Below are 26391 nucleotides of genomic sequence, written 5' to 3'. Positions count from 1 at the left end.
CCCCCCGGCGCGGCGGAGCCGTGCCCCGGTCAGGTGCAGTGGCTCCAGCCGCTCTTCCAGGAGGTGCCGCCGAAGGAACCGCCCCACATCACGCACTTCTTCACCGCGGGCAGCCGGATCGGCCCCGCGTAGGAGCTGTAGGAGCCGCTGTCGCTGTCGCTCGCGCCGTTCTGCACCTGGAGGACGGCGCTCATCGCCACCTTGGCCGGCATCTCGTACCTGGACAGGGTGACCACGCAGTTCTTGCCCTGGGCGGAGTTGTACAGCAGGTAGACCGTGGCGCCGCCGAGGCTGTGCGAGTCGATCTGCTTGAACCCGGAGCCGCACACGCCCGCCGCCGAGTACCGGTTCGGCTTGGACGGCGCGCTCGTGGTCGGCTTGGGTCTCGGCTTCGCCGAGGACGGGGGCGCGGTCGTCGGCTTCGGCGAGGACGGCTTGGGGGTGGGGGCCGCGGTGTCCGTCGCGGGGATCTCGTTGGACGGCTCGGCGGACGGCGTCCTGCGCGGCGAAGGGGCGCTGGAGGTGCGCGGGCGCTGCTCGGGGGACCGGGCGGCGGTCCGCGACGGGCTGGGCGTCCTGGGCTTCGGCGTGCGTTCGGCGGTCGCCTCGGCCGTGACCGGCGTCGGCTCGGGCACGTCCGGGTCGGGGGTCTGGGTCTCCTCGGCCGCCACGAACGCGGGGTTCGGGTCGGGCGCGGGGGTCTGCTCCCGGCCGGCGTTGGCCAGCACGATCCCGCCGCCGAGCACGAGGACGGCGGCGACCGACCCCAGCGCGATGACGACCGGCCGCCGTGCGCTCCCGCGCCGGGAACCGGCCCGCCCGTGCGTCCCGTGCCGAGGCCCGCCCCCCTGCCCGGCCCGCCCCTGCCCGCCGGGCCCGGCCTGCTGCCCACCGGGTCCACCGAGTCCGCCGGGGCTGCCGGGTCCACCATGGCCACCGGGGCCCTGTGGCCCGGGGCCGTGCGGCTGCCCGCCGTGCGCTCCGTGTGCTCCGCGCGGGCCGCCGGGGCCCTGGGGCGCTCCAGGGTGCTGAGGTCCGCCGGGGACGTACGGCGAGCCGTGACCGTGATGTTGCTGGGATCCGGGTCCCTGCGGTGAGCCGTGATGTTGCTGGGGTCCGGGTCCCTGCGGCCCGCCGGACCCGTACGGACCGTACTGGGCGCCGGGTCCCTGCGGTCCGCCGTGTCCCTGAGGCAGCCCGTGTCCCTGAGACAGCCCGTGTCCCTGAGACAGCCCGTGTCCCTGAGGTGCTCCGTGGCTCTGGGGTGGTGGGTGGCCCTGCGGAGTGCCGGGGGCGGTGCCGTGGGGGTTCGCGTGGTCGGTGAGGTGGAAGGCCGGCTGCTGCAGGAGGGTGGGGTCGGCGGCGGGCGCGTGGCCGTGCTCGTACGGCGGCGCGTGCCGGACGTCGTACGCCTGGGGCGGGGAGGAGGGCACCGCGAGGGTGCGGAGCGGACCGGTGGGCTGGCCGGTGAGATGGCCGACGAGTTCCTCGGCGGTCGGGCGGACGGCCGGGTCCTTGGACAGGCAGGCGGCGACCAGCTCCCGCATCGCCCCGTCGAGGTCACCGAGCTCCGGCTCCTGGTGCAGGATCCGGTTCATCACCACCGGGATGGAGTCCTGGCCGAACGCGGGCGCGCCCGTCGCCGCGAAGACCATCGTGACGCCCCAGGCGAAGACGTCGGCCGCGGGGGAGACGTCCCCGGTGGTGAGCTGCTCGGGAGCCAGGTAGGCCGGGGTGCCCATGGTGGTGCCGGTCGCCGTCGCGCCGGGCGAGTCCAGCGCCCTGGCGATGCCGAAGTCGATCACCACCGGGCCCTCGGGGCCCATCAGCACGTTGGCGGGCTTGAAGTCGCGGTGCAGGACGCCCGCCCGGTGGATCGCCGCGAGCGCGGTGGCGGTGCTGATCGCGAGCCGGTCCAGCGCGCTGCCCCGGCGCGGCCCCTCCCGGTCGACCAGCTGGCGCAGCGAAGGGCCGGGCACGTACTCGCTGACGATGTAGGGCTGGTTGCCCGCCAGGTCGGCGTGCAGGACCGGCGCGGTGCAGAAGGCGGCCACCCGCTGGGCGACCGCGACCTCGCGCAGGAACCTGGCCCGCGCCTCCGGATCGGCGACCAGCCCGCTGTGCAGCAGTTTGACCGCTACTTGCTCACCCGTGGGACCGCGCCCCAGATAGACGATCCCCTGACCGCCCTCCCCGAGCCGGCCGAGCACCTCGTACGCCCCGAGCTGGCGCGGATCTTCCGTGGTGAGCGGCTGGACCTGCGCCACCTATGCCCCCCGACAAAGACCTGCAAATTTGTTTAACCCCGGCAGAACGGTACCAGTGTGGCGTCTGAAGCGGGTGCTTTACCGCCGGGGTGGAAAGGCGCCAAGGGAGAAAGGCGGCGTTCAGATCGCCTTGCCCGGGTTCATGATCCCCAGGGGATCGAAGACCCCCTTGATCCCGCGCTGGACCTCCTCCGCCACCGGTCCGATCTCCAGCGACAGCCAGCGCCGCTTCAGCAGCCCGACGCCGTGCTCGCCGGTGAGCGTGCCGCCGAGGTCGAGCGCCGCGCGGAAGACGTCGTCGGCCGCGGCCCACACCCGCGGCGGCGGCTCGGGCACGCCGTGCTCGAAGACGAACACGGGATGCACGTTGCCGTCGCCGGCGTGCGCGACCGTGCAGATCGTCACGTCGTGCCTGGCGGCGGCCGCCTCCACCGCCGAGATCATCTCGGGCAGCGCCGACCGCGGCACGCAGACGTCCTCCACCAGGCAGTTGCCCAGGCGTTCCTTGGCCGGGTAGGCGAGCCGGCGGAGCCCGACGAGTTCGTCCGCCTCCGCCGGGTCCGCGGACACGGCCACGAACGACGCGCCGTTCTCCTCGCACAGCCGGCGCATCCGCTCGGCCACCGCCGCGCTGTCGGGGGAGTCGGCCTGCGCGATGAGCATGGCCTCGACCGAGGACTCCAGGCCGATGTGCTTCCAGTCGTCGATCGCCTGGAGGGTCGCGCGGTCCAGCAGTTCCAGCATGGAGGGCCCGCAGCCGGCCGCGATGATCGCCGACACGGCGGAGGCGGCGGCGCGCAGCCCGGGGAACTCGGCCGCGACCGTCGCGGGCGGGTCCGCGGGGGCGCGGCGCAGCCGTACGACGGCCTCGGTGATCACGCCGAGCGTGCCCTCGGAGCCGACGAACAGCCCGGTCAGGTCGTAGCCGGTGACGCCCTTCATCGTGCGCCGCCCGGTGTCCAGCACCCGCCCGCCGGCGAGCACGACCTCCAGGCCGAGCGCCGAGTCGCGGGTCACGCCGTACTTCACGCAGCGCAGGCCGCCCGCGTTGGTGGCCAGGTTGCCGCCGATGCTGGAGATCTCGTAGGAGGAGGGGTCGGGCGCGTACATCAGCCCGTGTTCCCTGGCCGCGCGGTCCAGGTCGGCGGTGATCACGCCGGGTTCCACGACGGCGATCTCGTCGCCGGGCGACAGTTCCTTGATCGCGGTCATCCGCGCCACGGAGAGGACCACGCAGCCCTCGACGGCGGTCGCGCCGCCGGCCAGGCCGGTGCCCGCGCCGCGCGGCACCACCGGCACCCGGTGCGCGGCGGCCCAGCGCAGCGTCTCGGCGACCTCGTCGCGGGACTGGGCGAGTACCACGCCGAGGGGCCTGCCCGGCGGGAGAAAGGTCCGATCACGGGAGTAGCCGTCGGTGACGTCGGGGTCGGTCAGCACCCGGCCCGGAGGCAGGGCGGCGGCAAGCTGGGCGATTGCGGTCACACCAGGACTGTACGACTCCCACGTTCCCCGGTGGCAACCGTCATGCCCTCCGCCGGTCCGAGCCGGAGGCGGTCTGACCCCGGCCGGAAACCGGATCACTTCGGATGAATCACGGTTTTACAACATCCGACAACTGCTTTACTCCCGCTTTACCTTCTCCTCTAACGTCCCGTTTGCGGATTCATGAGCCCTGTGTCGCATGTGGCCCATGTATCCGGAACGACACGCTCATCCCCAGCGTGCCCTGGATGTTTGCCCGGTGACCCCGGGCGAGGGAGGAAGTTAGTTGTCCAGCAGAGGCAGGGGCGCCCGACGGCGCCTCATCGCGATCGTGCCGGCGTTGGGTCTCGCCGCAGCGGGCCTCGCGATCACCGGTGCCGCCACTCCGGCCGACACCTCGATCGCGCGATACCAGCCGTCACCGGCGGACTACTACATCAACTACGCCGCCCCGGCCGTCGAGCCGGAGCAGAGCGAGCCCAGCGTCTCCAGCCGGGCCCGGACGATGGCCGCGACCACCAAGAAGTTCGACCAGAAGTTCTCCAGCGGCAACCCGGTCGCCGGCCGGGTCCTCGCCGCCCGGGAGCGCCAGGCCATGCGGACCGGCCTCAACCCCGCGCAGTTCATCTTCAAGAACTCGAAGCAGACGCAGAACGCCGAGCTGCTCACCCTGCTCGTCGAGTTCAACGACCAGGCGAACGACGACTTCTCCGGGTTCTCCCGGCCGCGCGCCATCGGCAGCGGCCCGGACGACTGCGTGACGGAGCCGCCGGGCACCCTGCTCAACGGTCCCCTCCACAACCAGATCCCGGACCCGGCGAAGTTGCCCCGCAAGGACAACAACACCATGTGGGTGCCGGACTTCAGCACCTCGCACTTCAACAAGATGCTCTACTCCAAGGAGGGCATCACCACCCGGGTGCGCAAGGACCTCAAGGGGCCCGACGGCAAGGCCGGCATCGACATGTCCGGCTACACCATGAAGAACATGTACGAGGAGATGTCCAAGGGCGCCTACTCGGTCAACGGCGAGGCCGTCGGCTGGCTCAAGGTCCCGCACTCCGAGGCGTGGTACGGCGCGTCCGCCTGTGGCGGCGCGGCGCAGGACATGTCCGGCCACCCGGACAACCGGGTCGGCGCGGCCCAGCTCGCCATCGACGCGGTGAACACGCTGGCCGAGCAGCAGCCGGACTTCCCGTGGGCCGACTACGACGTCGAGGACGTCTCCGACGCCGACGGCGACGGCAACTACTCCGAGCCCGACGGCGTGATCGACCACCTGGTGCTGGTGCACGCCGGCAAGGACAAGTCGGGCGACGGCGGCGCGCAGGGCACGTACGCGATCTGGGCGCACTCCAGCGCGGTGGCCGGCGGCTACAGCATCCCCGGCACCCAGCTCAAGATCTCCAACTACATCGTGCAGCCGGAGGACTCCGGCGTCGGCGTCTTCGCCCACGAGTACGGTCACGACCTGGGCCTGCCCGACCTCTACGACACCTCCGGCGGCGCGGAGTCGGCGGTGGACTTCTGGGACCTCATGTCCAGCGGCTCCCACTCCGGGCCGATCTTCCAGTCGATGCCCACGCACATGGGACTGTGGGACAAGTGGGTGCTCGGCTGGGCGGACCCGAAGACCTTCGACCCGGGTGACCGGGGCGGCCTGGTGACCGTCGGCCAGACCTCGCGCACGCCCAAGCTCACCGAGGACGGCGTCCGGGTGAACCTGGACAGCGCGCCGCTCGCCATGATCGAGCCGCACAGCGGATCGAACGCCTGGTGGTCCAACCTCGACCAGGAGTGGGCCGACGTCAAGCTCACCCGCGAGGTGCAGGTCCCGGCCGGGTCCGACGTGAAGTTCTGGCTGTGGAACAACTACGAGATCGAGGAGGACTGGGACTACGGTTTCGTCGAGGTGTCCGCCGACGGCGGCGCCACCTGGGCCGAGCAGAAGGTCTACGACGAGGCCGGCAACCTGGTCAGCACCGACGACGACTACACCGACCCGAACAAGAACCTCGCCACCTTCGGCAACAAGAAGTACGGCCTGACCGGCAACACCAACGGCTGGCGGCACGACTACGTCGACCTCGCGCCGTTCGCCGGCAAGACGGTCAAGCTGCGCCTGCGCTACAACACCGACGCGGCCTTCACCCCGCGCGGCTGGCACTCCGACGACTTCTCGGTGACCAGCGGCGGCCAGACCGTGTGGAGCGACGACGTCGAGGGCGGCGCCAACGGCTGGGCGGCCAGCGGCGGCACGCACACCAACACCCACGGCGGCGGCTGGGCGATCAACAACGGCGAGCGTGAGGTCGAGCGCTTCTACCTCGCCGAGTGGCGCAACTTCGACGGCTTCGACAAGGGCCTCCAGTACACCTACGACACCAACTACCTGCGCGACGGCGCCTGGAAGGTGGAGAAGGTCAAGTACAACGCGCCCGGCATGCTCGTCTGGTACCGCGACTCGACCTTCACCAACAACATCCTCCAGTCCAACCTGGCCCTGCCGCCGAGCCTCGGCACCAAGGGCAGCCTGCTGCTGGTGGACTCGCACTTCGACCCGCTGCGGCGCACCGGCGTGGCGGCGCAGAAGGACACCACCGTCGCCAAGAACCTGCCGGGACGCCCGCAGACCTCGAACGCGGCCTTCTCCTTCGGCAAGACCTACCCCTTCACCGAGTGCCTCGAAGCGGCGGCCGAGCCGTTCAGCGAGTACTGCACGAAGTTCCCGGCCCTGTCCGCGGTCTCCGCCTTCACCGACGCGAAGACGTGGTACCCGGGTCTGGAGGTCCGGAACGGCGCGCTGAGCTACCGCGACTTCGACGCCTCGGTGGTCGTCCCGTCCAAGGACGACCAGCCGTACTCCACCCGGGTCGTGAACCCCGACGGCACCCCGGCCAAGGAGCTGTACGGCCAGCAGGTGAACGGCAGCGTGCTCGGCTCCGGCAACCCCGGTGACGAGGGCAAGGCGCTGGGCGTTCAGCTCAAGCTGGTCGCCCCGCTGCCCGGCAACCTCGGCGCGATCATTCAGGTGACCCCGCCGAAGGCGGCCAGGAAGTAGCACGGATTCATCCGGCCACGCCGCCCCCGGGACCGCCCGGGGGCGGCGTTCCGCGTTCTACGATGGAGGCGGGCAATCGACGGTTCTCCGCGAGACACAAGGGAATCGGTTCTGAGGGGAAACGTGGGCAGCGAGCAAGGCGCGGGAGACGGCACGGCCGGGCTGCGCAGCAAGACCGAGCACACCAAGGCGATCCACGAGTTGCGGCGGGCGACCGTGGTGATCAACACGCACTCCCGGCGGGGCCGCCGGCTCTATCCGGAGGCCATCCGCATCCTGCGCAGGGACGGGTTCGACCCTTACCGGGTGTTCAGCGTGGTCAACCCCAAGAAGCTGCGTGCGACCCTGGAGGCCGCGCTCTCCGACGGGCCCGACCTGCTCATCGTCGGCGGCGGCGACGGCACGCTCAGCACGGCTGTCAAGCACGTGGCGCACCGTGACGTGGCGCTCGGCGTGCTGCCGCTCGGCACCACCAACAACTTCGCGCGCAGCCTGGGCCTGCCGCTCGACCTGGCGGGCGCGATCGGCGTGCTCAGCCGGGGCAAGGTGGCCGACATCGATCTCGGCATGGCCGGCGACCGGGCCTTCGCCAACCTCGCCAGCTTCGGCGTCTCGGTCGAGGTGGCGGGCACGGTCCGGCCGTGGCTCAAGCGACTGGTCGGCCGCGCCGCCTACCCGCTCACCGCGCTCACGGTGCTGCCCGGCCACCGGCCCTTCCGCGCCTACCTGACCGTGGACGGGCGGCGGCACGAGGTGCTGACCCACCAGCTCAACATCGCCAACGGCCGCTTCCAGGGCGGCTGGCAGGTCGCCAGCGACATCAGCATCGACAACGGCAGGCTGGTCGCCTACCAGCTCGGCTCGGGCAAGCGGCTGAGACTGCTGGTGGAGACCCTGACCCGGGCCACCGGCGGGCGCTGGCGCAGCCTCGCCGGCGGTCCGTTCGTGGTCGGCAGGGAGATCGTGCTGGAGACCGACCCGCCGATGCGGGCCGACGTGGACGGCGAGGTCCGCCTGCTCACGCCGATCACGCTGCGCACCGTGGCCAACGGGCTGCGCGTGATGGTGCCCGCGGACTTCGTGGACAACTGATCAGCGGGTTCCACGCCGGCCACATCCGCACCACCGCCGCCGCCCCCCTCCCCGGGCGCGATCCCCGCCCGCGTCGCTGAGCGCGCGCCCGCCGCAGGTTTGCCGTGTGTCCCGCGGGTAGGCGCACCAGGGCCGGGCGCCGGGAAGGCCCGGGGGAGGCCCGGGGAGGAGGAGGTTCGCCGGAGATGACCGAGAGTGATCCAGGGGAGGTCCGCCCGGAGTACACCGCGGGTGACGTCGGCGCGCACCGGCAGACGGTGGGCGAGGAGGTGCCCTCCGACGAGCGGCTGTCGCTGAACGTGCCGAACACGAGGGCGGGGGCGCGGGAGTACGCCGAGCGGGAGGAGACGCTGGGGACCACCGGCCGGGAGAAGGCCGCGCACGAGGACTTCGCCCGTGCCGGAGAGCCGGGGGCGGAGCCCCAGGTGGGCGCGCTGGAGCGGAAGGCCGCCGGGGAACGCGCGTCCCGCGAGCCGCCCGCCGCCGGGCCCTCGCCGGACGGCCAGGCCACCGGCGTGCCCGTTTCGGTCCCGGCCGGGGACGGAGGCGACCGGGGGGAGACCGGGCCCGCCGCCGGGATCCGGCGCCGTCAGGGACTCGTGTGGACCGCGGGCGGGGTGGTCGCCTTCCTGATCGTCCGGCGCCTGCTCGGCAGGCGCGCGGCCCCGCCGTCCGCGCGCGCCGGACGCCTGACCTGACCGGTCGGGGTGCGGGGCCGGGCGATCGGTTAGCGTAGAAGTTCCGAATCATGTTCCGGTCGAGGCGGCGGGCTGATGGACTTCGCACTGAACGACGAGCAGCGGCTGTTCAGACGGACTCTCCGCGAGTTCGTGGACAAGGAGATCGTGCCGGTCGCCTCCGAGTGGGAGCGCACCGGCCGCTACCCGGCCGAGATCGTCGAAAGGTTCGCGGAGCTCGGCCTGTTCGGGATCACCGTCCCCGAGGAGTACGGCGGGCTCGACCTCGACCGGGTGTCCTTCGCGCTGGTCTTCGAGGAGATCGCCCGCGGCTGGATGGGCGTGGCCGGCGTGCTCGGCTCGCACTCGCTGGCCACCTGGATGATCGCGAAATACGGCACGGACGAACAGCGCGCCCGGCTGCTGCCCGACCTGGCGAGCGGCGCCCGCCGTACCGGGATCGCGCTCACCGAGCCGGCCGCCGGCACCGACCTGCAGGGCATCCAGACCAGGGCGGTCCGCGACGGCGGCCATTACGTCGTCACCGGCACCAAGACCTGGATCACCAACGCCAGGCACGCCGACCCGCTGCCGGTGCTGGTGAAGACGTCGCGGACCACGCCCGCGCACAAGGGCATGTCCGTGCTGCTGGTCGATCCGGCGAGCGAGGGCTTCTCGATCGGCCGCGACCTGCCCAAGCTCGGCTACAAGGGCACCGAGACCTGTGAGGTGGTGCTCGACGAGGTGCGGGTGCCGGTGGGGGACCTGCTCGGCGGGGCCGAGGGGCGCGGCATGCAGCAGGTGCTCTCCGCGCTGGAGCTGGGCCGGATCAACATCGCCGCGCGGGCCGTGGGGGTCTCGCAGTGCGCCTACGACGCGGCGCTGGCCTACGCGCGGGAACGGCGGGCGTTCGGCCGGCCGATCGCGGAGTTCCAGGCGATCCAGCTCAAACTGGCGGACATGGCCACCGACATCCAGGCGGCCAGGCTGCTCACGTACTGGGCGGCGGACCGGTCGGCGGCGGGGGCGGTGAACGCCGAGGCGGCGATGGCGAAGTACTTCGCCTCGGAGGTGGCGCTGCGCACCACGATGGAGGCGATGCGGGTGCACGGCGGCTACGGCTACTCGCAGGAGTTCGTGATCGAGCGACTCTACCGGGACGCGCCGCTGATGGCGATCGGCGAGGGCACCAACGACGTGCAGCGGATGGTGATCGCGCGCGCCCTGGTCTCGGGAGAGGCCACACTGGACTGGTGAACGCCGAGTGCCTGTTCTGCGCCATCGCCGGCGGCGACCGTCCGGCGCACGTCGTGCTGTCCGACGAGACGGCGATCGGATTCCTGGACAGCCGCCCGGTCTTCAAGGGGCACGTCCTGGTCGTGCCGCGGGCGCACGTGGAGACGCTGACCGACCTGCCGGCCGAGCTGGTGGGCCCCTTCTTCGAGCGGGTGCGGTCGGTGGCCGGCGCCGTGGAGGAGGGGCTGGCCGCGGCGGGCTCGTTCGTGGCGATGAACAACCGGGTGAGCCAGAGCGTGCCGCATCTGCACGTGCACGTGGTGCCCCGTAATCGAAAAGACGGTTTGCGCGGATTTTTCTGGCCCCGGGTGAAATATGCGGATGAAAGTGAAGCTGAGACTTATGCGGCGAAAATCCGTGCAGCCATGAAGTGACCTTACTTTGTCAAGGACGTCGGCCCGAGATCGGAAAAGGGCTACTCTGCGGCTGTGGAACCCGTCGTGGCCGTTCTGGTGGTACTCGTCCTGATCAGTGTGCCGGCGCTGGTCCTGCGGCGGATGCTGCGCGGCCGGCGGGAGCTCGGCAGCAGCCCCGCCGAGCGGGCGACGTTCGAGACGCTGCACACCGCCTCGCTGGCCGCGCCCGCCCTGCGCGCCGGCCTGACCGAGGCGGGCACCCTGAAGGCGTCCCGCCACCTGCGCGCCCTGCTCGGCTCGCCCGCCCTGGCCATCACCGACGGCGAGCGCCTGCTCGTCTACGACGGCGCGGGGGAGCACCACGCCGCCGACGTCTTCGCGCACGCCGCCGAGACCCTCAAAGACGGCAGGACCCACGTCCTCGGCCCCGACGTCGTCTCCTGCGAGTACCCCGAGTGCCCGATCAGGTCCGCCGTCGTGGTGCCGCTCACCCCGGACGAGCGGGTCGTCGGCACCCTCACCGCGTACGGCGAGCACGCCTCGGCCGGCCTGGTCCGGGCCACCCAGGAGGTCGCGAGCTGGGTCGACTCCCAGCTCGAACTCGCCGAGCTGGACCGCTCGCGGACCCTGCTGATGGAGGCCGAGGTGCGGGCGCTGCGCGCGCAGATCTCCCCGCACTTCATCTACAACTCGCTGACCACCATCGGGTCCTTCGTGCGCACCGACCCCGAGCGGGCCAGGGAACTGCTGCTGGAGTTCGCCGACTTCACCCGCTACTCCTTCCGCCGGCACGGCGAGTTCACCACCCTGGCCGAGGAACTGCGCTCCATCGACCGCTACCTCACCCTGGAACGCGCGCGGTTCGGCGACCAGCTCCAGGTCACCCTGCGGATCGCCCCCGAGGTGCTGCCGATGGCGGTGCCGTTCCTGTGCCTGCAACCCCTGGTCGAGAACGCCGTGCGGCACGGCCTGGAGAGCAAGCCCGGCACCGGCCGCATCGCGATCGTCGCCGAGGACGCCGGGGCGGAGTGCCTGATCAGCGTCGAGGACGACGGGATCGGCATGGACCCGGAACGGCTGCGCCGCATCCTCGCCGGCGACACCGACGAGCGCTCGGGGGCGGGCGGGGTCGGCCTGGCCAACGTGGACGAGCGGCTCCGCCAGGTGTACGGCGACGAGTACGGTCTCGTGGTGGAGACCGCTCCGGAGGCGGGCACCAAGGTGAGCGTCCGGCTGCCCAAGTACCACCCGGGTGTCTCGGTCCGCTGAGCCTCGCGGAGCATTCGGCCGAGCTGTGACCCCGCCGTGACGCCGTTGACTTCTCGCCCCTGTTTCATCACGAGCTAGTGGAAGCCGCGGAAATCGCAGCGATCGGTGTGTTCGCGGGCACGCCGGAGGGGAGTGACGGTGCCCGGCCTGCGTGTCCTGGCGGTGGACGACGAACTGCCCGCCCTGGAGGACCTCGCCTACATGCTGCGCGCCGATCCGCGGATCGGCGAGGTGGCGCTGGCCAGGGACGGCGCCGCGGCGCTGCGGCTGCTGGACCGGGCCATCGCCGACGGACGGCCGATGGACGCCGCGTTCCTGGACATCAGGATGCGCGGCCTGGACGGCGTGGTGCTGGGCCGGCTGCTGTCCCAGTTCGCCAACCCGCCCAAGATCGTCTTCGTCACGGCCTACGAGGACCACGCGGTGGACGCCTTCGAGATCAAGGCCGAGGACTACCTGCTCAAACCGGTCCGCCCGGAACGGCTGGCCGAGGCGATCAGGCGGGTGTGCGTCGCCACCGAGCTCACCGAGCCGGAGGCCGTACCGGCCAGGGAGCCGGACACGATCCCGGTCGAACTGGGCGGCGTGACCCGGTTCGTCGCCAGCACCGAGGTCAGGTACGTCGAGGCCCAGGGCGACTACGCCCGCCTGCACACCGCCAGCGGCAGCCACCTGGTCCGCATCTCGCTGGCCACCCTGGAGGAACGGTGGGCCTCCTCCGGTTTCGTCCGGGTGCACCGCAGCCATCTGGTGGCCGTCAAGCACATCGACGAGCTGCACATCGACTCCGGGCGGTGCGTCGTCCGCATCGGCGGCACCGAGATCCCGGTCAGCCGCCGGCACACCAGAGAGCTGCGCGACCTGCTGGTCCGCAGGGCGCGCAAGGGACAGGGGGCGCGGTGACCGAGAGGCCGCGGCGGATCTCCGGGATGGGCGGCGACCGCCCGCGCCGGGAGGTGGTGACCAGCCCGAGGACGCGGGCCGCCCGCCGCCCGCGTTACCCGGTGACCCGGGAGATCGACGAACAGACCCGGCTGGGCGAGGTCTACATCCGCTCCCTGGTCAGGACGCAGTTCCGGCTCGCGCTGTTCATCTGCACGGTGCTCGGCTGCGTCGTGTGCGGGCTGCCGGTGCTTTTCATGCTCGTGCCCGACCTGGGTGAGGTGCGGCTGCTCGGGGTGCCGCTGCCGTGGGCGGTGCTGGCCGGGCTGATCTACCCCGCGTTCGTGGCCGGCGCGTGGCTCTACGTGCGGCACGCCGAGCGCAACGAACGGCACTTCACCGAGCTGGTCGAACGCCGGTGACCCGGAGGGTCGGAGCCCGTTGAACCCCGCGTACGGAGTCACCGCGGTCGTGGTCGTGGTGGTCGCCGCCGTGCTCATCGGCGGGTTCGGGCTGCGGCTGTCCCGCACCACCTCCGACTTCTACGTCGCCTCCCGCACGGTCTCCCCGCTGTGGAACGCCTCCGCGATCGGCGGCGAGTATCTGTCGGCGGCCTCCTTCCTCGGCATCGCCGGGCTCATCCTCGCCTACGGGGCCGACATGCTCTGGCTGCCGGTCGGCTGGACCGGCGGCTACCTGGTGCTGCTGGTGCTGGTCTCCGCGCCGCTGCGCCGCTCGGGCGCCTACACGCTGCCGGACTTCGCCGAGGCCCGGCTGTCGTCGGTGGCGGTGCGCCGCACGGCGAGCGTGCTCGTGGTGCTGATCGGGTGGCTCTACCTGATGCCGCAGTTCCAGAGCGCGGGCGTGGTGCTGCACTCGATCACCGGGGCGCCGGACTGGGCCGGGGGAGTGCTGGTCGCGGTGGTGGTCGCGGTCAACGTGCTGTCCGGCGGTATGCGGTCCATCACGTTCGTGCAGGCGTTCCAGTACTGGCTGAAGCTCACCGCGCTGGCGCTGCCGCTGGTCTTCCTGCTGATGGCCTGGCGGGCGCGCGGCGCGCCCGGCCTGCCCGCGGGAGACTCCGCGTCGTGGGCGCTGCCGCTGGCCAGCGGCAGGGACTATCCCGTCTACTCGACCTATTCGCTGATCCTCGCGACGTTCCTCGGCACGATGGGCCTGCCGCACGTGCTGGTGCGGTTCTACACAAACCCGGACGGCCGGGCGGCCCGCCGTACGACGCTGGTGGTGCTCTCGCTGCTCGGCGCGTTCTACCTGCTGCCCGCGATCTACGGGGCGCTGGGCCGGATCTACGCGCGGGACCTGCTGGCGACGGGGCAGACCGACCAGGTGGTGCTGACGCTGCCGGCCCGGCTGCTCGGCGGGACGCCGGGGGACCTGCTGGCCGCGCTGGTCACGGCGGGCGCCTTCGCCGCGTTCCTGTCCACCTCCTCGGGCCTGACCGTCTCGGTGGCGGGCGTGATCGCGCAGGACATCCTGGGCGGCGGGGGCGTCCGGTCGTTCCGGGTGGCGACCGTGCTCGCCGTGATCGTGCCGCTGGCGCTCGCGTCCACGACGCGGTCGCTGCCGGTGGCCGACGTGGTGGGGCTGGCGTTCGCGGTCGCCGCCTCGTCGTTCTGCCCGCTGCTCGTGCTGGGCATCTGGTGGTGGCGGCTCACCCCGCCGGGCGCGATGGCCGGCCTGCTCGCGGGCGGCGGCCTGGCCTGTACGGCGGTGCTGACCACCATCGTGGGCGGCCCGCACCACGGGATGGCCGGCGCCCTGCTGGCCCAGCCCGCCGCCTGGACCGTGCCGATCGCCTTCGTCGTCATGGTGGTCGTCTCGCTGGCCACGCAGCACCGGGTACCCGGCGACGTGGCCCGGGTCATGGTCCGGTTGCACACTCCCGAGATGCTGAACGTGGACCGCGGCGACTGGCGGCCACGCCGGAGCTGACCGGCGACCGTTCGTCGCGCATATGCGACCTTTCATCGCACACCGGGTCCAGCTGAACGCCGCGCGGAGACGGCTCGGCGAAGAACCCGCCCACCCCCCTCCCCGGCGGGTAGCGTCCCCTCCTACGGTATGGCGTGATCCACATCACATTCGTGGGAGGCGGCCCGGTGACCACCCAAGAACATGAATCATCCGTGTATGAACAGGTACAGGGAAGTGAGCAGTTCCAGGAGCTGAAAAGGCGCTTCCGCGCCTGGACGTTCCCGATGACCGCCGCGTTCCTCGGGTGGTACCTGCTGTACGTGGTGCTGTCGGGCTGGGCCCGTGACTTCATGGGCGTCAAGCTCCTCGGCAACATCAACGTCGCACTGGTCCTCGGTGTGCTCCAGTTCGTGTCCACCTTCGGCATCGCGTGGGCTTACTCGCGGCACGCGCAGAAGAAGCTCGATCCGCTGGCCGACCAGCTCCGCGACGAGGTCGAAGCGAGGGAACAGTGAGTTCTGAGGCACTTTCCACCATTCTGTTCCTGCTCTTCGTGGCCGCCACGCTCGGCATCACGTTCTGGGCGAGCAGGAACACCAAGGACGCCACCGACTTCTACGCCGGCGGCCGGTCCTTCAGCGGGGCGCAGAACGGCCTGGCGATCGGCGGCGACTACATGTCGGCCGCCTCCTTCCTCGGCATCGCGGGCATCATCGCGCTGTCCGGCTACGACGGCTTCCTGTACTCGATCGGCTTCCTGGTCGCCTGGCTGGTGGCGCTGCTGCTGGTCGCCGAGCTGATGCGGAACTCCGGCAAGTTCACCATGGCCGACGTGCTCGCCTTCCGGATGAGCCCGCGCCCGGTCCGCACCGCGGCCGGCGTGTCCACCATCACGGTCAGCATCTTCTACCTGCTGGCCCAGATGGTCGGCGCCGGCGCGCTGGTGGGCCTGCTCCTCGGCATCACCTCCCCGGTGGGCAAGGCGCTGACCATCGTCGGCGTCGGCGTGCTGATGATCGTCTACGTGGTCGTCGGCGGCATGAAGGGCACCACCTGGGTCCAGATCGTCAAGGCCGTGCTCCTGATGACCGGCGCCGCGCTGATCACGCTGCTGGTGCTGGGCAGGTTCGGGTTCAACCTCTCCGCGCTGCTCGGCGAGGCCGCCGCCCAGAGCGGCAAGGGGAACTCCTTCCTCATCCCCGGCCTGCGCTACGGCACCGAGGCCCAGGGCATCGCGGGCAAGATCGACCTGATCAGCCTCGGGCTCGCCCTGGTGCTCGGCACCGCCGGCCTGCCGCACATCCTGATCCGCTTCTACACCGTGCCGACCGCCAAGGACGCCCGGAAGTCGGTGCTCTGGGGTATCGGCATCATCGGCATCTTCTACCTGCTCACCCTGGTCCTCGGCTTCGGCGCCGCCGCGCTGGTCGGCAGCGACACGATCGCCGCGTCGGACAAGGGCGGTAACACGGCCGCGCCACTGCTAGCCCAGGCGGTAGGCCAGCAGCTCTTCGGCACGGTGGGCGGCACGATCCTGCTGGCCGTGATCGCGGCGGTGGCGTTCGCGACCATCCTCGCGGTCGTCGCCGGTCTGACGCTGGCCTCCTCCTCCAGCTTCGCGCACGACCTCTACGCCCACGTGTTCAAGCGCGGCCGGGCCACCGACCAGGAGCAGGTGCTGGTCGCCCGGATCGCCGCGTTCGTCATCGGCGCGGTCGCGATCGGTCTCGGCATCCTGGCGCAGAGCCTGAACGTGGCCTTCCTGGTCGCGCTGGCCTTCGCGGTGGCCGCCTCGGGCAACCTGCCGGCGATCCTGTACAGCCTGTTCTGGCGCCGGTTCAACACCGCTGGCGCGGTCTCGGCGATCTATGGCGGCCTGGTCTCCGCCCTGCTGCTGGTGATCTTCTCGCCGGTGGTGTCCGGCAGCGAGACGGCGCTGTTCCCCGGTGCGGACTTCGCCTGGTTCCCGCTGTCCAACCCGGGCATCGTGTCGATCCCGATCGGCTTCGTCGCCGGCTGGCTCGGCACGATCCTCAGCAAGGAATACAACGCCAGCAAGTATGCCGAGATGGAGGTCCGCTCCCTCACCGGCGTCGGCGCCGAGAAGGCGACCGGCCACTGAACCACCCCATTGGGGACCCAGGCGGCCCGGCTTTCACCCCCCCGGGGCCGGGCCGCCACCACGCCCCCGGATCCGCCGGCACGCGGGTCCGGGGGCGCCTGGTTTTCCGGGCGCGACGTCTCCGGGCGCGACGTCTCTCAGGCGGGCACCTTGGCCCGCGCGGCCTTCGCGGGCGGTGCCACGGAGGCGGCCTGCGCCTCGGCGGGCGCCGGTACCTCGACGACGGGTGCGGCCGGACGGCGGGACGCCACGCCGGCGCCCGGCGGCTCCGACAACTCCGGCGGCTCGGGCGGCTCTGACAGCTCCGACAGCCCGGACAGCTCCGACATCGCCTCGCGGAGATGCTCGAAGAGCCGCCACACGTCCGCCATCCGCTGCGGGCAGGCCACGATGCCGAAGTCGAGCGAGCCGTCGTAGGAGAAGCAGGTGATGTTGACCCCGCCGCTCACGTCGGTGAGCACCGAGATCGGGTAGTACGCCTCGACTCGCGCGCCCCCGAGGTACAGCGGGAACTGCGGTCCCGGCACGTTGGAGACGATCAGGTTGACCGGCGGGAAGGCGACCGAGGCCAGCCGGAAGACCGGGGCGGTCGCCAGCGCGGTGACGGCGGCGGGCAGCAGCGAGGACAGCTCGCTCAGCCAGGTGGCGGGTGAGGAGGCGAACCGCCGCTTGGCGGCGCGCATGGCGGCGCCGGTCGCGAGCAGCCGCTCCCGCGGGCAGGCCACGTCCGTGGCCATGGGCGCGACCATGGCGGAGAGCTGGTTCCCGACGACGGTCGAGGCCCCGGCCGTGCGCACCGCGACCGGCACCCCGGCGACCAGCGGCCGGTCCGGCAGCGCGTCGTTCTCCCGCAGCCAGCCGCGCAACGCCGACGCGCACAACGTCATCACCACGTCGTTCAGGCTGATCCCGAACGCCTTGGCCACCCGCTTGATCTCGGCCAGCGGCAGTGACCCGTACGCGAACCGCCGCTCCGCGCTGATCGGCCCGTTGAACGGGGTGCGCGGCACGTGCAGCGCGGGCAGGTCCGGCATCGGCCGGGTGTCCCCGGTGAGCATCCTGGTCGCCTTGGCCACCAGCCGCGCCCCGGGCAGCCCGGAGGTGAGCGGCAGCGCGTCCAGGTCGGCCACCGTACGGCAGAGCGAGCCGAGCGCGTGCAGCGGATGGGCCGCGGAGCGGACGGCGGCGCCCGCCAGCATCGCCAGCGAGCCCGGGGCGGTGACCGGCGCGGTGACCTGGGCGGGACCGGCGGGCCGGGCCGCGGCCCGCCTGGACGGCTCGGGCGGCTCGGGGGAGAGGTCGAGCAGGGCGGCCAAGGTCTCCGCGCCGGAGACGCCGTCGATCGCGCAGTGGTGCACCTTGGAGTAGAGGGCGACCCTGCCCCCGGCGAGCCCGTGGATCAGGTGCATCTCCCACAGCGGGCGGCGCCGGTCCAGCCGCCGGGCGTGGATCCGGCCGACCTCCTCGGCGAGCAGGTCGGGGTTGGCGAGGGTCACCTCGTAGACGTGGTCGTCCGGATCGAAGTCCCGGTCCTCGGTCCAGTAGGGGTGGTCCAGGCGGAGCGGGACGTCGGCGAGACGCATCCGCAGCGCGGGCGCCCGGTGCAGCCGCCTGCGCAGCAACACGACCAGGGCGTCCCTGGTGACCGCACCTGAGGCGCACGCCGGATCCAGCACCGCCACCCCCGCCACATGGGCCGCCGTCGTGGGCGATTCGGCATGGAGGAACTGCGCGTCGAGTGCGGTCAACTGGCGCATCGGTCAGGCCTCCTACAACGGAACGGGACGGGGGGTTGTGTTCATCATCGCCCTGCTTCGTTTCACGAACGTTTCTGTAGGGTCTCCCGCAGATTGTCGCAGGTGAAATCGGCGTAATTGGTTGTGGATTGAGGTACTTGTTCTTTTTCTTTAGGAAAATAAGGGGCACGGGGGTCGAACAATTCCGTGGCTTTCGCCGGGCTGACAGTTTGTTGTCACCGCACGGCCAACGATCGCCTCGACGATGGCGGGATGCGTGTCCAGAAGGTCACAACGGCGTGTCCCGGGGGGCGGACGGCATGAGGATCGTCAGGGTGGTCGGCTTCGGTATGCCGGCCACCGGCGAGGACACCGTGCTGGAGGAGCTCGGCCGGGGATACCTCGCCGCCGGCCACGATCCCGTGCTGGTCCGGCCGGGACCGGAGCCGGGCAGGTCGCACGCCGGGTCCGGCTGGTGCTGCACCGTGCCGGGGCTGCCCTACCCCGGCGGGCGCAGGATGGTGGCGTACCGGCGCCCGCTGCTGCGGGTGCTCGAAGACCTCGCCGCCGACCGGCTGGAGGTCTGCGACCAGCTCACCCTCGGCTACCTCGGCCCATGGGCGCGGGCCAACGGCGTGCCCGCGCTGCTCGTCGCCCGGCGGCGGCTCGACGCGCTGCTCCGGACGAGCCCGTGGCTGCCCGCCGAGCGCGCGGCCGACGCGTGGAACCGCCGCCTGTCCCGCCGCTTCGACAAGATCGTGGTCGCCAGCCGGTACGGCGCCGCCGAGTTCCAGCGGATCGCCGCGCGCAACGTCGTGCGGGTGCCGTTCGGCGTGGACCTGTCCGTCTTCCATCCCGGCGCCGCCGACCAGCGCTGGCGGGGCACCGCCGACGTGCTGCTCGCCACCGTGACCGGCCTGTACCCCGGCAAGCGCCCCATGCTGGCCGTGCGCACGCTCGCCGAACTGCGCCGGGCGGGGGTGGACGCGCGCCTGGTGGTCGCGGGCGACGGGCCGTTGCTCGGCCGTCTGCGCCAGGCGGCCGAGGGGCTGCCGGTGTCCTTCGCCGGGCACCTGTCCTCCCGGGCCGAGGTGGCCGGGCTGCTCGCCGCCGCGGACGTGGCGCTCGCCACCGCGCCGGCGCAGACCTTCGGCCTGGCCACCCTGGAGGCGCTGGCCTGCGGCACGCCGGTGGTCACGCCGGACGAGGGCGCCCTGCCCGAACTGCTCGCGACGGGCGCGGGGCGGGCCGTGCCTGCCGAGCCGGCGGAACTGGCCCGCGCGGTGTGCGACCTGCTGGACCCGCGGGCGGGCGCCGCGGCGCGCGCCCGCGCCGAGCTGTTCCCGTGGGCCGCCGCCGTCACCGGCATGCTCCGCGCGCACGCCGCCCGCTGATCCGCCTCACGGCGTGAACACCGTGACAGGGTGGGCCACGACGGCGTCGAACAGGTAGCCGAACGTGTTGTGCGGGGTGACGGCGGGCTGGGTGGCGCCGGTCTCGTCGGTGGCGCGGGCGAGCAGGGTGTGCACGCCGGGGCCGGGCGGACGCCAGGTGAGGCGCCACGACGACCAGGCGGCCCGCTGCCGGGGTCCGCGCAGGTCGGCGGGCCGCCAGGTGCCGCCGCCGTCCGTGCTCACCTCGACCCGGACGATCCTCCCCGTGCCCGACCACGACCGGCCGCGCAGCACGTGGGACCGCCCGGCGGGCAGCGAGGCGTCCCACGGCAGCTCGAACGCGCTCTTCACCACCTGCGTGGTCAGCGGGGGGCCGCCCCCGGCCGGGTGACCGGGGCCGAACATCCGGTAGAACCGCGTGTCCCACGGCGAGGACAGCGGCTCGGCCGACACCTCGATGTCCCCCACCCACTTGATGGAGGCGATCCCGATCCAGGAGGGCACCACCAGGCGCACCGGGAACCCGTGGTCGGGCGGCAGCGGCTCGCCGTTCATCTCGTAGGCCAGCAGCACGTCCTTCAGCGCCTTGGCCACCGGCAGCGGCCGGCGTACCGGGCCCAGGTCCACGCCGTCGCTGACGAAGGGGGCGTCCAGGCCGCGCGGGAGCACGTCCACCGCGCCGGGGAGCAGCCCGGCCAGGCGGAGCACGGTGGCCAGCGGCACCCCGCGCCAGCGGGCCACGCCGATGCCGCCCAGCCGCCACGGCGTGCCGGGCGCCGGCGAGCCCTGCTGCGAGCCGAAGAACGAACGGCCGTTGCCCGCGCACTCGATCGCGGCGTCCAGCGTGACCGAGGGCAGGGCGCGCAGGTCGTCGTAGCGGAACTCGTGGGGGCGGCGCACCCCGCTCCCGTGCACGCGCAGCCGCCAGGTGGCGGCGTCGATCAGCGGGGTCGAGGTGTGGTTGCGCACGAAGAACCGGTCGTTGGGCACGAGGTGGCCCACGTCGCCGAGCGCCTCCCAGCGGGTCTCCGCGTTGGTGCCGTGCACGACGAAGACGTCCTCGGGCAGCGGTTTGACGATGCCACTCACCCCCACCCCCCGCCCGCCCCTTCCGCTCCCGCCGCTGCCGGCGTCGTCCCCGTCCGCCCTTCCGTTCACGTCGGTCCTCGTGCCCGCACGGGTGATCCCGCCCGCCGGGTGCCGGGCGCCCGGCGCGGCGGGGTGCCCCGCACCGGTGCCCGCCGCGTGTTCGGCCTGCGCCGCCCACGCTCGCGTGCCGCCGCCGAGCGCGGCGAATCCACCTAGCGCGGGCAGCATCCGCAGCAGGTCACGCCTGCCGGGCGCGCGACGTGCCGCCCCCGGCGGGTCCTCGTCGGCGGGCCTCTCGTACGGCATGGGCACCTCCTCCCCCTTTTCCTACCAAGAAACAGTGGAATTTGAAAGAACCGGATCGGAGTGTCGGGAGATCGTCGGAACGGCTTGGCCATATCTGGAAGTACGTACTAAAGTGTTGCTTCATCATGAAGGACGTACATAACTCATCAGAGGGCTTCGGTCACGATCCGGACGGCAGGCTCTTCGACCCCGCGGTCAGGGAGGCGATGACCCGGTTCACCGGCGGGGAGGACATCCTCGCCCTGGAGACCGCGGCGGCCGTCCGCACCGCCTTCCACGCCGTCGAGCGCATGCGTTCACACGGATCCGAAGGGCGCGGGCTGAGCTCAGGGGCGCTCGACCTGCTGATCCGGCTGAGCGCCTCGCCCGGCGACGGCGTCAGCATCGGCGACCTGGCCCAGGCGGCCGGGGTGAGCTCCCGCAACGTCACCGGCCTGGTCGACACCCTGGAGCGGGAGGGCCTGGCGCGGCGGGTGCCGGACAGCAGGGACCGGCGCTCCGTGCTCGCCCGGATCACGCCCGCCGGTCAGGAGTGGCTCGACGCCTTCCGCCGCCCCACCCAGGCCGCCATGGCCGCCGTCTTCCGCGGCTTCACCCCCGACGACCTCACCCGCCTACGCCACCTCTGCCTCCACCTGGCCGCCAACCAACAGAGACTCACCCGCTACCTGACCCAGAACCCACCCCCCACCCCTTCTCCCAGCCCCTGACCCCACCTCCGCGCCCGATCCCTTCGCTTTCGCCCCTTTACCGCTGGCCCCCCACGGCCCCAGCGCTGGCCCCCTACCGCCTCGCCGCTGCCCCCACCCCTGCGCCTCCACCCCTGCGCCTCCACCCCTGCGCCTCCACCCCTGACCCCTTATTGCTGTCCCTTGCGGACCGAACCCTTTGGGAGCCCCCGTGAGCGTTGCCGATGACACCCGGCGGACCGTCCGCGCCTACCACGAGGCGAGGTTTCGCGGGGACGTGCCCGCGGCGACCGCCCAGATCGGCGAGCCGTTCGCCTTCCGCAGCCCGATGATGAGCTCGGCCGACCCCGCGGGACATCTGGCCGGGATCGGCGGGTTCCTTCAGGTCGTCACCGGCGTCGACCTGATCAGCGAGCTGTACGGCGAGGCCGAGGCCACCCTCGTCTACGACGTGCACACGGCCACCCCCGCCGGCACCCAGCGCACCGCCGAGCACTTCCGCCTCGACGACGGCAGGATCACCTCGATCATGCTGATCTTCGACGCGGCGCCCTGGCAGCCGATGAAGGCGGTGGTGGGCTGAGAGGGGTGACGATGATCGCCTGCTCCCGGGTGTAGTGAGCGAGTGCGCTTCCGAAGGGAGCTGCACGCACGACAGTTGTCAGGGATTCCCTGACGAGCTATGGTGTCAGGCAGTCCCTGACGCCATAGGAGTGTGCCGTGACATCCCCTGAGACGCTGACCGAACTCGTCCGGTGCTCCTTCTGTGGCAAGCCGGACACCGAGGTCGACAAGCTGGTCGCCGGCGCTGGAGTGCAGATCTGCAACGAGTGCGTGGCTCTGGCCGCCTCGATCATCGATGAGAGCTTCGGCGGCCCCACGCGTCCGCGGGTGCCGGTGTGGGAGTCGTTGACGGACGTGGAGATGCTGAGCCACATTCCGCGCGTAGCCGCGCACATCGACCAGGCCGAGGCGGACCTGCGCGCGTGGGTGCAGGAGCTGCGCCGGCGCGGCGTCACCTGGACGAGGATCGGCGAAGCTCTCGGGGTCACCCGCCAGTCCGCCTGGGAGCGCTTCTCCGGCGAGGAGTGACACGGCCCGGGCCCACCCGCCGCATCACGGACCAGGCCCACCGGGCCATCACCGCCGCCGACACCAGACCGGCGAGCCCGACCATCACCTCAACGCCACCACCGGCGACACCCGCGCCCGAGCACACCGTCCATCGCTCACCCGTTATAGAGACATGCTCCCAAGATGACCTCGCGGTGATCACGCGCCAGGGCCGTCCCCTGCCATCCGTCCCGGGCGGCAGGGGTCCGATCCGATGTCGGGCCTTGTCGGTCAGCTCACCTCGTCACGCCACAAACGATCAGCTGACCGTGATCATTTGCCGGACATCACCCAGCTCGCGTCGGCAGGGATGATCGTCTCGATTAACGCACCCCAAGATGCGCTATCTCGCGCATTGCGATATGGTCCATTTAACGCATCATTGGGTGCGTAATGGGAGGGGATCGCCATGAAGGCTGTCCAGGTCACCCGGTTCGGCGCACCGGATGTGCTCGCCGTCACCGACCTGCCGGATCCGACGCCCGGGCCGGGTCAGGTCGCGATCGACGTCACTCACGCCGCCGTCGGACTCATCGACGTCTACATCCGGCAGGGGCTGTACAAAGACCGCGAAGGACTGCCGCAACCGCCGTACGTTCCCGGTCTGGAGGTCGCCGGCACCGTGCGAGCGCTCGGCGACGGGGTCACCGGCTTCGCCGTCGGCGAGAAGGTGGTGGCGCTCTCCGCCGACGCGACGGGTGGATACGCGTCGGTGCACCTCAGCGACCAGACGCGGGTCGTGTCGACCCAGGGTTACGACATCGATCCCGCCCTCGCGGTCGCCGTCGTGCCCAACGCGATCATGGCCCACGTCGCCCTCACCCGCGCCATCACCATGTCCGCGGGCGAGAGCATCCTCATCCACGGCGCACTGGGCGCGCTCGCCGCCGCCTTCCCCGGCATCGCCCGACAGCTGGGCGCCTCACGTGTGGTCGGCACGGTCCGCACCGAGAGGATGGGCGCGGCGGCCGCCACCAAGCTGCCCTACGACGCCATCGTCGACTCCGCCGAGCTGTCCGACGCCCTGGGCGGCGAGAAGTTCGACGTCATCATCGACCCCGTCGGCGGCGCGGTCCGCACACAGAGCCTGGACCTGCTCGCGCCGTCCGGCCGTCTCCTGCTGGTCGGCAATGCCAGCGGCGACTGGACCCACCGCATCGACGGCAACCAGATCTGGTACAGCAACGTCGTCGTCGCCGGGTTCAACGCCGGCGTCTACCTGCCGGCCCACCCCGACGCCATCGGCCCCGCGGCCGAGGCCGCGCTGACCGCGGTCGCCGCCGGCCTGGCCGACACCGAGATCGAGGTCCTTCCCCTGACGGACGCCTCGACCGCCCACGAGCGGCTGGAGAACCACACGGCCAACGGCCGCATCGTCCTCACCCCGTGAGAAACGCCGAAGGACTCACCGACGCTCTCACCGGCGAGGTGAAGCCGCCGGGCATCAAGGTCACCCTGACCGAGCCCGCCCCGACTGCCACCGCCTTCTTGGCCGAACCTCAACACCTCTGACGCCGTCAGCGGCTACGACCAGACAGTCCGGGCTGTACAGCGGCAACTCGGCGAACCACCGCCCAGCGCGTTCAACTCCGCCGGGCACGTCGCCGCCGCCATTCCGGAAGTCGTCGGCAGCGACCAGCCTCCGCTGCGCCTGGCCGCCGGCGCCGCCGGCGCCAACGATATGCGCGAGGAAGCCGCCCACGCCGCGGCCGGTATCACGGCCTGGGAACAGGCCGTGATAGGCACCAGTCGGGCCCTGGTGGCCTGCTTCTCCAGTCGCGATGTCACCGCAGCCCGCATGGTGGCCGACGAGACGGTACGGCTCGCCAGACGCAGCGACAGCCGGATCTTGCGCGCCCACGCCCTCCAAGCGGAGATGGCCGCTCGGGCCGGCCAGGACCGCCATGCGTTCGCCGCACTGCATCTGGCGTGCCACGACATCGACGCAAATGTGGACGCGGACCCGGCTTCCCGCCGGTTCAGCCCCGGATACCGGGAGGTGCCTTTCACGGTTGCGCTAAGCGTTTGCACGATGTACCCGGTCTCGAACTCCTGTCGCATCCGCTCCCATTGCTCGAGATAGTTACGTTACAGCATAGGCCGTGAGACCGAAGGGAATTATCAGCGTCTCGACAGCCGGCCTCAGATTTTCCGGCACCCCGCGGGGGCGATCGGCACAACCATTTCGTCTGCATCGAGACTGAACGTCCAGCCTTTGTCGTTCTTCACTCACTCCACCTTCCCGAGAAGAAAGTTGATGGCTTACATGTCCCAATCGTAGCTTCTCCCCGGCAAGCACCGGCACCATGGCATGAACGTTCAGGTTCTCGCCGCTCCGGACGGAACGCCGTTATGGACCTCGGGATCAGTGCCGATAAGGGAAGGAACAAGCACGCCTCGCAGAAGGCGGCCGACTCCGCCCATGCCAAGCTCCGTTCGTCCGGGCATGACATAATGAGTCGTGGACTCATGGGACAGCATTGTGGAGTGGTGCAGGGACAACGCCCCGAACACGTTCTCGGCGATACGAGCCGCCAAGACGCCGGACGCGCTGGCTTCGGCGCAGCGCCGGACCGGTGGCTGGAACTGGCCGGCTGATGTGCTTGATTTCTTCAGCCGATGCGACGGTCTCGAGCGGACCCCCTCCGGATACGTGTTTCCAGGATTTCGCCCGCTGGCTCTTGAAGAAGTGGTGGCCTGGTGGGAGACGTTTCTTATCGGCGTGTCGGATTCCGGTGCCGCATTCGCCGTTGACGCCGACAGGGCGGTCCGTCTGGCGCAGCTTGCAGCCGATCCGACATCAAAGGATCGGAATCTGAACGCCGAACCTGCGGGGACCCCAGCCGGCCGGTTCATCTCGCCATGGCTCCCGATCGCGGAGGACCAGAGCGAAACCTTCCTGGTGGTGGACCGCAGGACACGCAAGGGCGGACAGTACGGTTGCGTGACTGAGATCGACGACGTGGACGCCGATGCCACCGGCGTGCGCTGGCCGGACCTGTCGTCGCTCCTCTCCTCGGTCGAAACCGCTCTCGGCACAGGCGCTCCCGAAACGCGTACCGGTCTCAGAGCCGCGGTCAGCGTGGGGAGTCTCGTATGGCGCCGGTAGCCCGGTCCCGGCCTGTCATGGAGGACGGCGTCCCCGGCCGTCGGCCTGGAACGCCGTCAGATCGGACGGTCAGGGCTTGATCCAGACGTAGAACGGATCATTCTGGAGGATGCGGTTCTGCCGGTACACCGTCCCAAGCCAAGTCCCGCCGCCGCTGTTCTGGGAAGCGTTGATCATGCATGAGCTGTATCCCGTGGGGCCGGTGACCCCCTGCGGTAGTGGCGCCACCTCGCAGTAGCCGAAGGTACGGCCGGGTCCGCCGCTCAGGCTCGCCCCCTGGTTGCTGGAAGCGAAGGGGTACTCGTCGCATGACTTGCCGGTCGGCCGGGGCAGGCTCTGCGGGCAGGCTGTGGTCCGATTGTCCTTGGAGTCGTCGCCGCTGTACAGCCGGGTCAGACATCCCTGGAGCCGGAATGTCAAGCGGCGAGGTCGTGTTGCCGGTGTGACCAGGCGGTTGCCTGGTCGTAGGGGGTATGTGTTTTGAGGCAGCCGTGGAGGATGCCGACCAGGCGGTTG

The 26391-nt window shown here is 71.5% G+C and carries 24 protein-coding genes and 1 pseudogene; 20 read left to right on the top strand and 5 right to left on the bottom strand.

Features of this window, described 5'->3' with window-relative positions:
* Positions 1–29: 29 nt before the first annotated feature.
* Both QSK26_RS34050 and QSK26_RS34045 read right to left on the bottom strand, forming a co-directional pair.
* Positions 30–2267 carry a serine/threonine protein kinase gene (locus QSK26_RS34050; RefSeq protein WP_285779434.1) on the bottom strand — a complete coding sequence of 746 codons (2238 nt, stop codon included), beginning with the start codon at positions 2265–2267 and terminating at the stop codon, positions 30–32.
* A gap of 120 nt (positions 2268–2387) precedes the next feature.
* Positions 2388–3749 carry an FAD-binding oxidoreductase gene (locus tag QSK26_RS34045; protein WP_285779433.1) on the bottom strand — a complete coding sequence of 454 codons (1362 nt, stop codon included), beginning with the start codon at positions 3747–3749 and terminating at the stop codon, positions 2388–2390.
* Positions 3750–4080: 331 nt separating this feature from the next.
* On the opposite strand from QSK26_RS34045, the gene QSK26_RS34040 reads away from it, so the two are divergent.
* The 11 genes from QSK26_RS34040 (at position 4081) to QSK26_RS33990 (ending at position 16439) form a co-directional block, all read left to right on the top strand.
* Positions 4081–6810, top strand: coding sequence for an immune inhibitor A domain-containing protein (locus tag QSK26_RS34040; protein WP_285779432.1), 2730 nt, complete (start codon positions 4081–4083; stop codon positions 6808–6810).
* A gap of 123 nt (positions 6811–6933) precedes the next feature.
* On the top strand, positions 6934–7902 hold the full coding sequence (locus tag QSK26_RS34035; RefSeq protein ID WP_285779431.1) for a diacylglycerol/lipid kinase family protein: 969 nt from the start codon (positions 6934–6936) through the stop codon (positions 7900–7902).
* 185 nt (positions 7903–8087) lie between these two features.
* Positions 8088–8600 (top strand): hypothetical protein, encoded by a 513-nt coding sequence (locus tag QSK26_RS34030; protein ID WP_285779430.1) that lies wholly within the window; start codon positions 8088–8090, stop codon positions 8598–8600.
* A 75-nt stretch (positions 8601–8675) separates the two neighbouring features.
* A complete protein-coding gene (locus tag QSK26_RS34025; RefSeq protein WP_285779429.1) occupies positions 8676–9836 on the top strand; it encodes an acyl-CoA dehydrogenase family protein in 1161 nt (386 codons plus the stop codon).
* Complete coding sequence (locus tag QSK26_RS34020) at positions 9833–10249, top strand: HIT family protein (RefSeq protein ID WP_352244449.1); 417 nt, start codon at positions 9833–9835, stop codon at positions 10247–10249. The genes QSK26_RS34025 and QSK26_RS34020 overlap by 4 nt, the downstream gene beginning before the upstream one ends.
* Positions 10250–10303: 54 nt before the next feature.
* The gene (locus QSK26_RS34015; protein WP_285779428.1) at positions 10304–11500 is read left to right on the top strand and encodes a histidine kinase; all 1197 of its coding nucleotides are present in this window, start codon (positions 10304–10306) and stop codon (positions 11498–11500) included.
* A gap of 138 nt (positions 11501–11638) precedes the next feature.
* On the top strand, positions 11639–12403 hold the full coding sequence (locus QSK26_RS34010; RefSeq protein ID WP_285779427.1) for a LytR/AlgR family response regulator transcription factor: 765 nt from the start codon (positions 11639–11641) through the stop codon (positions 12401–12403).
* Positions 12400–12804, top strand: coding sequence for a DUF485 domain-containing protein (locus QSK26_RS34005; protein WP_285779426.1), 405 nt, complete (start codon positions 12400–12402; stop codon positions 12802–12804). Before QSK26_RS34010 ends, QSK26_RS34005 begins: the two co-directional genes overlap by 4 nt.
* A 19-nt stretch (positions 12805–12823) precedes the next feature.
* On the top strand, positions 12824–14335 hold the full coding sequence (locus QSK26_RS34000; protein WP_285779425.1) for a sodium/solute symporter: 1512 nt from the start codon (positions 12824–12826) through the stop codon (positions 14333–14335).
* Positions 14336–14529: 194 nt separating this feature from the next.
* Positions 14530–14832, top strand: coding sequence for a DUF485 domain-containing protein (locus QSK26_RS33995; RefSeq protein ID WP_285779424.1), 303 nt, complete (start codon positions 14530–14532; stop codon positions 14830–14832).
* Entirely contained in the window at positions 14829–16439 is a 1611-nt protein-coding gene (locus QSK26_RS33990) for a monocarboxylic acid transporter (RefSeq protein ID WP_285779423.1), read from the top strand. Before QSK26_RS33995 ends, QSK26_RS33990 begins: the two co-directional genes overlap by 4 nt.
* A 137-nt stretch (positions 16440–16576) precedes the next feature.
* Here QSK26_RS33990 and QSK26_RS33985 read toward each other — a convergent pair whose 3' ends face one another.
* Positions 16577–18196 carry a WS/DGAT/MGAT family O-acyltransferase gene (locus QSK26_RS33985; RefSeq protein WP_285779422.1) on the bottom strand — a complete coding sequence of 540 codons (1620 nt, stop codon included), beginning with the start codon at positions 18194–18196 and terminating at the stop codon, positions 16577–16579.
* Between the two features lie 299 nt (positions 18197–18495).
* Between QSK26_RS33985 and QSK26_RS33980 the strand changes: the two genes are divergently transcribed.
* The gene (locus QSK26_RS33980; protein ID WP_285779421.1) at positions 18496–19569 is read left to right on the top strand and encodes a glycosyltransferase; all 1074 of its coding nucleotides are present in this window, start codon (positions 18496–18498) and stop codon (positions 19567–19569) included.
* Between the two features lie 6 nt (positions 19570–19575).
* Here QSK26_RS33980 and QSK26_RS33975 read toward each other — a convergent pair whose 3' ends face one another.
* On the bottom strand, positions 19576–20964 hold the full coding sequence (locus tag QSK26_RS33975; RefSeq protein WP_285779420.1) for a sulfite oxidase: 1389 nt from the start codon (positions 20962–20964) through the stop codon (positions 19576–19578).
* A gap of 125 nt (positions 20965–21089) precedes the next feature.
* Between QSK26_RS33975 and QSK26_RS33970 the strand changes: the two genes are divergently transcribed.
* The 8 genes and pseudogenes from QSK26_RS33970 to QSK26_RS33935 all read left to right on the top strand — a co-directional run bounded on the left by QSK26_RS33970 (position 21090) and on the right by QSK26_RS33935 (position 25875).
* Positions 21090–21674 carry a MarR family winged helix-turn-helix transcriptional regulator gene (locus QSK26_RS33970; RefSeq protein WP_285779419.1) on the top strand — a complete coding sequence of 195 codons (585 nt, stop codon included), beginning with the start codon at positions 21090–21092 and terminating at the stop codon, positions 21672–21674.
* 190 nt (positions 21675–21864) lie between these two features.
* Positions 21865–22236 carry a nuclear transport factor 2-like protein gene (locus tag QSK26_RS33965; RefSeq protein ID WP_285779418.1) on the top strand — a complete coding sequence of 124 codons (372 nt, stop codon included), beginning with the start codon at positions 21865–21867 and terminating at the stop codon, positions 22234–22236.
* Between the two features lie 137 nt (positions 22237–22373).
* Positions 22374–22745 (top strand): ClpX C4-type zinc finger protein, encoded by a 372-nt coding sequence (locus tag QSK26_RS33960; protein ID WP_285779417.1) that lies wholly within the window; start codon positions 22374–22376, stop codon positions 22743–22745.
* 430 nt (positions 22746–23175) lie between these two features.
* Positions 23176–24156 carry a quinone oxidoreductase family protein gene (locus tag QSK26_RS33955; RefSeq protein WP_285779416.1) on the top strand — a complete coding sequence of 327 codons (981 nt, stop codon included), beginning with the start codon at positions 23176–23178 and terminating at the stop codon, positions 24154–24156.
* Positions 24153–24278, top strand: coding sequence for a hypothetical protein (locus tag QSK26_RS33950; RefSeq protein WP_285779415.1), 126 nt, complete (start codon positions 24153–24155; stop codon positions 24276–24278). The genes QSK26_RS33955 and QSK26_RS33950 overlap by 4 nt, the downstream gene beginning before the upstream one ends.
* 169 nt (positions 24279–24447) lie before the next feature.
* Positions 24448–24849 carry a hypothetical protein gene (locus QSK26_RS33945; RefSeq protein WP_285779414.1) on the top strand — a complete coding sequence of 134 codons (402 nt, stop codon included), beginning with the start codon at positions 24448–24450 and terminating at the stop codon, positions 24847–24849.
* Positions 24850–25056: 207 nt separating this feature from the next.
* Positions 25057–25170: pseudogene (locus QSK26_RS33940) on the top strand (IS5/IS1182 family transposase); the annotation flags it as partial.
* 57 nt (positions 25171–25227) lie between these two features.
* Positions 25228–25875, top strand: a complete 648-nt coding sequence (locus tag QSK26_RS33935; protein WP_285779413.1) for an SMI1/KNR4 family protein — start codon at positions 25228–25230, stop codon at positions 25873–25875.
* A gap of 69 nt (positions 25876–25944) precedes the next feature.
* On the opposite strand, the gene QSK26_RS33930 is transcribed toward QSK26_RS33935, so the two are convergent.
* On the bottom strand, positions 25945–26295 hold the full coding sequence (locus tag QSK26_RS33930; RefSeq protein ID WP_285779412.1) for a NucA/NucB deoxyribonuclease domain-containing protein: 351 nt from the start codon (positions 26293–26295) through the stop codon (positions 25945–25947).
* Positions 26296–26391 lie beyond the last annotated feature (96 nt).

It is taken from the genome of Microtetraspora sp. NBRC 13810 (assembly GCF_030268685.1).
GTDB lineage: Bacteria > Actinomycetota > Actinomycetes > Streptosporangiales > Streptosporangiaceae > BSRQ01.
Note: the sequence above shows the minus strand (reverse complement) of the source record. Positions and strands in the feature narration are given on the sequence as shown.

Excerpts from the sequence above, each read along its gene's own strand:
- QSK26_RS33985 (WP_285779422.1), bottom strand. The coding sequence starts at position 18,196 with ATGCGCCAGTTGACCGCACTCGACGCGCAGTTCCTCCATGCCGAATCG.
- QSK26_RS34025 (WP_285779429.1), top strand. The coding sequence starts at position 8,676 with ATGGACTTCGCACTGAACGACGAGCAGCGGCTGTTCAGACGGACTCTC.
- QSK26_RS33980 (WP_285779421.1), top strand. The coding sequence starts at position 18,496 with ATGAGGATCGTCAGGGTGGTCGGCTTCGGTATGCCGGCCACCGGCGAG.
- QSK26_RS34030 (WP_285779430.1), top strand. The coding sequence starts at position 8,088 with ATGACCGAGAGTGATCCAGGGGAGGTCCGCCCGGAGTACACCGCGGGT.
- QSK26_RS33955 (WP_285779416.1), top strand. The coding sequence starts at position 23,176 with ATGAAGGCTGTCCAGGTCACCCGGTTCGGCGCACCGGATGTGCTCGCC.
- QSK26_RS33975 (WP_285779420.1), bottom strand. The coding sequence starts at position 20,964 with ATGCCGTACGAGAGGCCCGCCGACGAGGACCCGCCGGGGGCGGCACGT.
- QSK26_RS33945 (WP_285779414.1), top strand. The coding sequence starts at position 24,448 with ATGCGCGAGGAAGCCGCCCACGCCGCGGCCGGTATCACGGCCTGGGAA.
- QSK26_RS33970 (WP_285779419.1), top strand. The coding sequence starts at position 21,090 with ATGAAGGACGTACATAACTCATCAGAGGGCTTCGGTCACGATCCGGAC.